Origin of the sequence: Haemophilus sp. HMSC61B11, assembly GCF_001838615.1 — a bacterium.
GTDB lineage: Bacteria > Pseudomonadota > Gammaproteobacteria > Enterobacterales > Pasteurellaceae > Haemophilus_D > Haemophilus_D parainfluenzae_AD.
Genome location: NZ_KV837949.1, coordinates 55702 through 61701, shown reverse-complemented (window position 1 = coordinate 61701; position 6000 = coordinate 55702). Strand labels below are relative to the sequence as shown.

At 40.2% G+C, this 6000-nt stretch carries 5 protein-coding genes; 4 read left to right on the top strand and 1 reads right to left on the bottom strand.

All coding sequences use genetic code 11. The features are described 5' to 3' along the window. Nucleotides 1-648 (bottom strand): cytochrome c biogenesis protein CcsA (gene ccsA, locus HMPREF3263_RS00800; protein WP_070852814.1); only part of this gene is annotated, 648 nt, incomplete at its 3' end. Nucleotides 649-787: 139 nt separating this feature from the next. On the opposite strand from ccsA, the gene ffh reads away from it, so the two are divergent. The 4 genes from ffh (at nt 788) to upp (ending at nt 5932) form a co-directional block, all read left to right on the top strand. Further along, nucleotides 788-2179 carry a signal recognition particle protein gene (ffh, locus tag HMPREF3263_RS00795; RefSeq protein ID WP_005698426.1) on the top strand — a complete coding sequence of 464 codons (1392 nt, stop codon included), beginning with the start codon at nt 788-790 and terminating at the stop codon, nt 2177-2179. Between the two features lie 241 nt (nt 2180-2420). Beyond that, complete coding sequence (locus HMPREF3263_RS00790) at nt 2421-4664, top strand: nitric-oxide reductase large subunit (protein ID WP_049367051.1); 2244 nt, start codon at nt 2421-2423, stop codon at nt 4662-4664. A gap of 182 nt (nt 4665-4846) precedes the next feature. Continuing rightward, nucleotides 4847-5185, top strand: coding sequence for a hypothetical protein (locus HMPREF3263_RS00785; RefSeq protein WP_005695611.1), 339 nt, complete (start codon nt 4847-4849; stop codon nt 5183-5185). Between the two features lie 120 nt (nt 5186-5305). Further along, the gene (gene upp / locus HMPREF3263_RS00780; RefSeq protein WP_005695610.1) at nt 5306-5932 is read left to right on the top strand and encodes a uracil phosphoribosyltransferase; all 627 of its coding nucleotides are present in this window, start codon (nt 5306-5308) and stop codon (nt 5930-5932) included. The last annotated feature ends 68 nt before the right edge of the window (nt 5933-6000 follow it).

Below are 6000 nucleotides of genomic sequence, written 5' to 3'. Positions count from 1 at the left end.
AGAGAAAATCGCTTTGTGCAGATTTTCTAGAGTCACCGCTTGTAATACATGATAAGTCCCCGAAATTAAAGTCAGCGTGAGTAATACTTCTCCCATCGCAAATAAACAGAAGAAATGACGTTCTACCGCCATTAATGGTGGAATTGCTGGCGAAAATTGAATTTTACGTTTTTTCAAATTGCGATCTAACCAGACTAACTGAATCACATAAAGCGTTGCAATAAAACAAACTGCATAGGTAAAGAGCGACAACCCGATATGGAACAACATCAATGTATTTTGATTAAGCATCTGAATGATATGGCTTGATAAGAATGTCGCAAAGATCAAGCTAATAATCGAAAACGCATACACGATGGGTAAAACAAACCACATCGTAGAAACCAGAAACATTGAAAGCGTCGCTAAGGCAGCAATAATTACGCTCATTAAGGAAGCGATTTGCATTAGCGTAAAACTCTGCCCTGAGGCAAGATCCTCTAACAAAGGGAAAGTGCTGACCGCATGCAGAATAATTGCGGCAAGTGCGGTCAGAAAAAATGGAATTTTGCTTTGACTCAACTTCCCTTCTGATGAGTTCATCAAAAACGGAGCGATCAGCAATAGACTAAGAATGTAAAAAATAATTGAAAAAAGGGCAAACCACATAATGCGTTCTCTTTACTAGGAATTATTTTTATTTTAACGGATCTTTTCTCTAGATCGCCATAATTTTATTTGAAATGATGAAAAACGCCCAAATTTCGGTATAATCACGGCAATTTTTTAAGAAAAAACAGGATTTAAAATGTTTGAGAATTTATCGGATCGCCTTTCCAAAACGCTACGCAACATTAGCGGTAAAGGTCGCTTAACTGAAGATAATATTAAAGAAACCCTACGCGAAGTGCGTATGGCATTGTTAGAAGCTGACGTTGCGTTGCCTGTCGTACGTGAATTTATCGCCAAAGTAAAAGAAAGCGCATTAGGCGAAGAAGTCAATAAAAGCTTAACACCAGGCCAAGAGTTCTTAAAAATCGTTCAACGTGAACTCGAAAAAGCCATGGGGGAAGCCAATGAAAGCTTAAACTTAGCAACACAGCCACCCGCAGTTATTTTAATGGCGGGTTTGCAAGGTGCGGGTAAAACCACCAGCGTGGGTAAATTAGCAAAATTCTTACGCGAACGTCATAAAAAGAAAGTGCTTGTAGTATCTGCCGACGTATATCGTCCTGCAGCAATCAAACAGCTTGAAACCTTAGCGCAATCTGTTGGCGTGGATTTCTTCCCATCAGATGTCAAACAAAAACCGGTAGAGATTGCAAAAGCGGCACTTGCTGACGCGAAACTGAAATTCTACGATGTATTAATCGTGGATACCGCGGGTCGCTTACACGTTGATAGTGAGATGATGGATGAAATCAAGCAAGTTCACGCGACATTAAATCCAATTGAAACGCTTTTCACCGTTGATGCAATGACTGGTCAAGATGCGGCAAATACCGCAAAAGCCTTCAATGAAGCTTTGCCTCTTACTGGGGTCATCTTGACCAAAGTGGATGGTGATGCGCGTGGCGGTGCAGCCTTATCTATTCGTCAAATCACGGGCAAACCGATTAAATTCCTTGGTGTGGGCGAAAAAACAGAAGCCCTTGAGCCATTCCATCCTGATCGTGTAGCGTCGCGTATTTTAGGCATGGGTGATGTGCTTTCCCTGATTGAAGATCTTGAACGTTCAGTGGATCGCGAAAAAGCGGAAAAAATGGCGCAGAAATTCAAGAAAGGCGATGATTTCACCTTAGACGATTTCCGTGAACAGCTCCGTGAGATGAAAAAGATGGGTGGCATGATGTCGATGCTTGAAAAATTACCGGGTGCGAAAAACTTACCGGATCATGTCAAAAATCAAGTGGATGACAAAATGTTTATCAAAATGGAAGCTATTATTAATTCCATGACCTTAAAAGAACGTGCCAATCCAGATATTATCAAAGGATCTCGCCGTCGTCGTATTGCATTAGGTTCTGGCACACAAGTTCAAGATGTGAATAAGTTGCTGAAACAATTTGACGAAATGCAACGTATGATGAAGAAAATGCGCAAAGGCGGCATGGCGAAAATGATGCGCGGCATGCAAGGCTTAATGGGCGGAGGCGGCTTAGGTGGCCTTGGCGGTTTAGGCGGCATGTTTAAACGTTAATCCCCTCGTCAAATTAAGTGTGGTCAAAAATCGATAGGTTTTTGACCTTATTTCTTATCTTTTCAGTCAGTATTTCCTATCTCCTTATTAAATTACTCAGTTTTAGGTAATATTTTCATCAATTGATAGTCGATATAATTGCTCAAGTATTTTACTTAGCGTAAAATCTAACCTTGATGGTTATTTTCGGAATAACTAACCATCAGGGCATCGTATTTTCTAATAATCTAGGAGTGATAAAATGGGACAGTATAAAAAGTTCTGGTACCTATTAGTCGCCGTATTGATTGGAGCCTTCTCCATCCTCGGTTACTATGGGTTCGAAGTTTATCGTGAAGCACCACCTATTCCGCAACAATATGTTTCTGAATCTGGCGAAAAAGTGATTACTCACGATGATATTTTACATGGTCAAACAGCTTGGCAAACCACTGGCGGTATGCAAGTGGGCTCTGTTTGGGGTCATGGTGCGTACCAAGCACCTGACTGGACTGCAGATTGGCTTCACCGTGAATTAACTAATTGGTTGGACATTACTGCTAATCAAGAGTTCGGTAAAAACTTTGCTGATTTAAATGATGAACAACAAACTTTATTAAAAGCACGTTTAACCAAAGAATATCGAGGTAGTAAAGTTGAAAACGGCACTGTTGTGCTTTCTAATACCCGTTTAGCGGCAATGGAAAAAACAGCACAATACTATATCTCTTTATATGGTGATGATCCTGCAACTAAAGTGACTCGTGAACACTTTGCGATGAAGGATAACACTCTTCCTGATTTACAAGCTCGTAAAGACTTAGCTAAATTCTTCTTCTGGACAGCATGGACTGCATCAGCTGAACGTCCAAATACTCACGCAAGTTACACCAACAACTGGCCACATGAGCCGTTAATTAATAACATGCCAACTCCAGAAAACGTGATTTGGTCTATTGCGAGTGTGGTATTCCTCATTGCTGGTATTGGTTTTGTGGTATGGATTTGGTCATTCAAAAAACGTGAAGATGAAAAAGAACCAGCAACACCTGAGTTCGATCCTCTCACAAAATTACAACTTACCCCTTCTCAACGTTCGTTAGGTAAATACCTCTTTACTGTACTTGCTCTTTTCGTATTGCAAGTAACATTAGGTGCAGTTGTGGCACACTACACGGTTGAAGGTCAGGAGTTCTATGGTATTGATATTTCTCAATACTTCCCGTATTCATTAGTGCGCACATGGCATATTCAAGCAGCCTTATTCTGGATTGCAATGGCATTCTTAGCCGGTGGTTTATTCCTTGCACCAATCATTAATGGCGGTAAAGATCCGAAATTCCAAAAATTGGGTGTGGATGTTCTCTACTGGGCATTAGTGGTATTGGTGGTAGGCTCATTCACTGGTAGCTACTTAGCTATTGCTCATATTCTTCCTGAAGAATGGAGCTTTATGTTCGGTCACCAAGGCTATGAATTCATTGACTTAGGTCGTTTCTGGCAAGCTGTGAAATTTGCAGGCATCTTGTTCTGGTTAGTCTTAATGCTTCGCGGCACAGTGAATGCGTTCAAACAACCAGGTGATAAAAACTTATTGGCATTATTCTTCGCCTCAGTAATTGCGATCGGTTTATTCTATGGCCCAGCATTATTCTATGGCGAGCATACTCACATTTCTGTGATGGAATACTGGCGTTGGTGGGTAGTTCACCTATGGGTAGAAGGCTTCTTCGAAGTATTCTCTGTAGCGGCACTGTCATTCATCTTCGTAAGTTTAGGTTTAGTTTCACGTCGTACTGCGACTGTTGCAACCATTACTGAAGCAGCGTTGTTCTTAATCGGTGGTATTCCAGGTACTTTCCACCACTTATACTTCGCTGGTGCAACAACCCCAATTATCGCAGTAGGTGCATCTTTCTCTGCACTAGAAGTGGTACCATTAGTGTTATTAGGTCATGAAGCTTGGGAACACTGGGCAATGAAACAAAAAGCACCTTGGATGGAACGCTTAAAATGGCCTCTTTACTGCTTCGTTGCAGTGGCATTCTGGAATATGTTAGGTGCTGGCGTATTTGGTTTCTTAATCAACCCACCAATTTCGCTTTATTATATCCAAGGCTTGAACACCACTGCCGTTCATGCTCACGCCGCATTATTCGGTGTGTATGGTTTCTTAGCATTAGGTTTCGTATTCTTAATCGCTCGTTATTTACGTCCAGATACACCATTTAACGATAAGTTAATGAAATGGGGCTTCTGGCTATTAAATGGCGGTTTAGTATTAATGATCGTATCAAGCTTACTACCAATTGGTATTATTCAAGGGTATGCAAGTATCTCTGAAGGCTTATGGTATGCTCGTAGTGAAGAATTTATGCAACAACCTCTATTCGATACCCTACGTTGGGTTCGTTTCGGTGGCGACGTTGTCTTCATCTTCGGTGCTCTCGCTTTCTTCTGGCAAATCTTTACGATGATTTTCTTTAAACCGAAAAAAGCAGCATAATTTAATCTATTATTATTCAAAAGCGGCTATGCAATTAGCCGCTTTTTATTTGTGAAAAATTAGTTAAATTTCTAACCGCACTTTGATCTTCATCAAATCATTTACCTTCTTTTAAGTATGATTAAATTCGTCTTTAGATCTATACTTTCTCTACTTTTCAACTTTTCTTATAACATTTCAACATGAGTGACAATCCATTCAACGCTAGTTGGCCATCAAAAGGCAATACGCTATGTCTAGGTCATTGGGATATTAGTTATCTCGGTTTACCTGTGGTACTGCCAATTGAACGTCGAGATAAAGATATGGGAACAAATAATATTTATAATTTCATGGATCCCGAAGATGAACTTTATCGAGAAGGCTTAATGGAAGATGATTGGATTGTGGAAAATATCGATTGGCTTTCCGATGTCTTTATTGAGCATAATATTCCCTTAGAAGAAGAAACCATGAGAGCATTTTATCAAGCAGTGAATAAGGAAGATTGGCGCTGTGGGAGCTGTGGTGGATGTATTTAATAGCAAAGTGCGGTCAATTTTATCCTTGTTTTTATACCGAACTGTCATAATAAAAATACTAGGAAATTCAATATTTCTGATATAGAATTCTCCGATTTGTTTTTTAAAAGGGAGAAAAGAATGAAACTTGTTGAAGTTAAACATCCGCTTGTTAAACATAAATTAGGCGTGATGCGCGAAGCTGATATTGATACCAAAAAATTCCGTGAACTCGCCACTGAAGTAGGTAGCTTACTCACCTATGAAGCCACTGCCGACCTTGAAACAGAAAAAGTGATTATTGAAGGTTGGAATGGCCCAGTTGAAATTGAACGTATCAAAGGTAAAAAAGTCACTGTTGTGCCAATTTTACGTGCGGGGCTTGGTATGATGGATGGCGTGTTAGAGCATGTTCCAAGCGCTCGTATCAGTGTAGTAGGGATTTATCGTAATGAAGAAACCCTTGAACCCGTCCCTTATTTCCAAAAACTAGCCAGTGACTTAGAAGAACGTTTAGCTATCGTTGTGGATCCAATGCTCGCAACAGGTGGTTCAATGATCTCTACAATTGATCTGTTAAAAGCAAAAGGTTGCCAACATATCAAAGTATTAGTGTTAGTGGCAGCGCCAGAAGGTATTAAAGCATTAGAAAAAGCACATCCGGATATCGAGCTTTATTGTGCATCTATTGATGATCACTTAAATGAACAAGGCTACATCATTCCAGGCTTGGGGGATGCTGGCGATAAGATTTTTGGGACGAAATAATTCCCTTTTAATAAGACGGCATTTATAGCCGTCTTTTTTCCGTGCGTGAAAACACAAAAGCTAAAAAA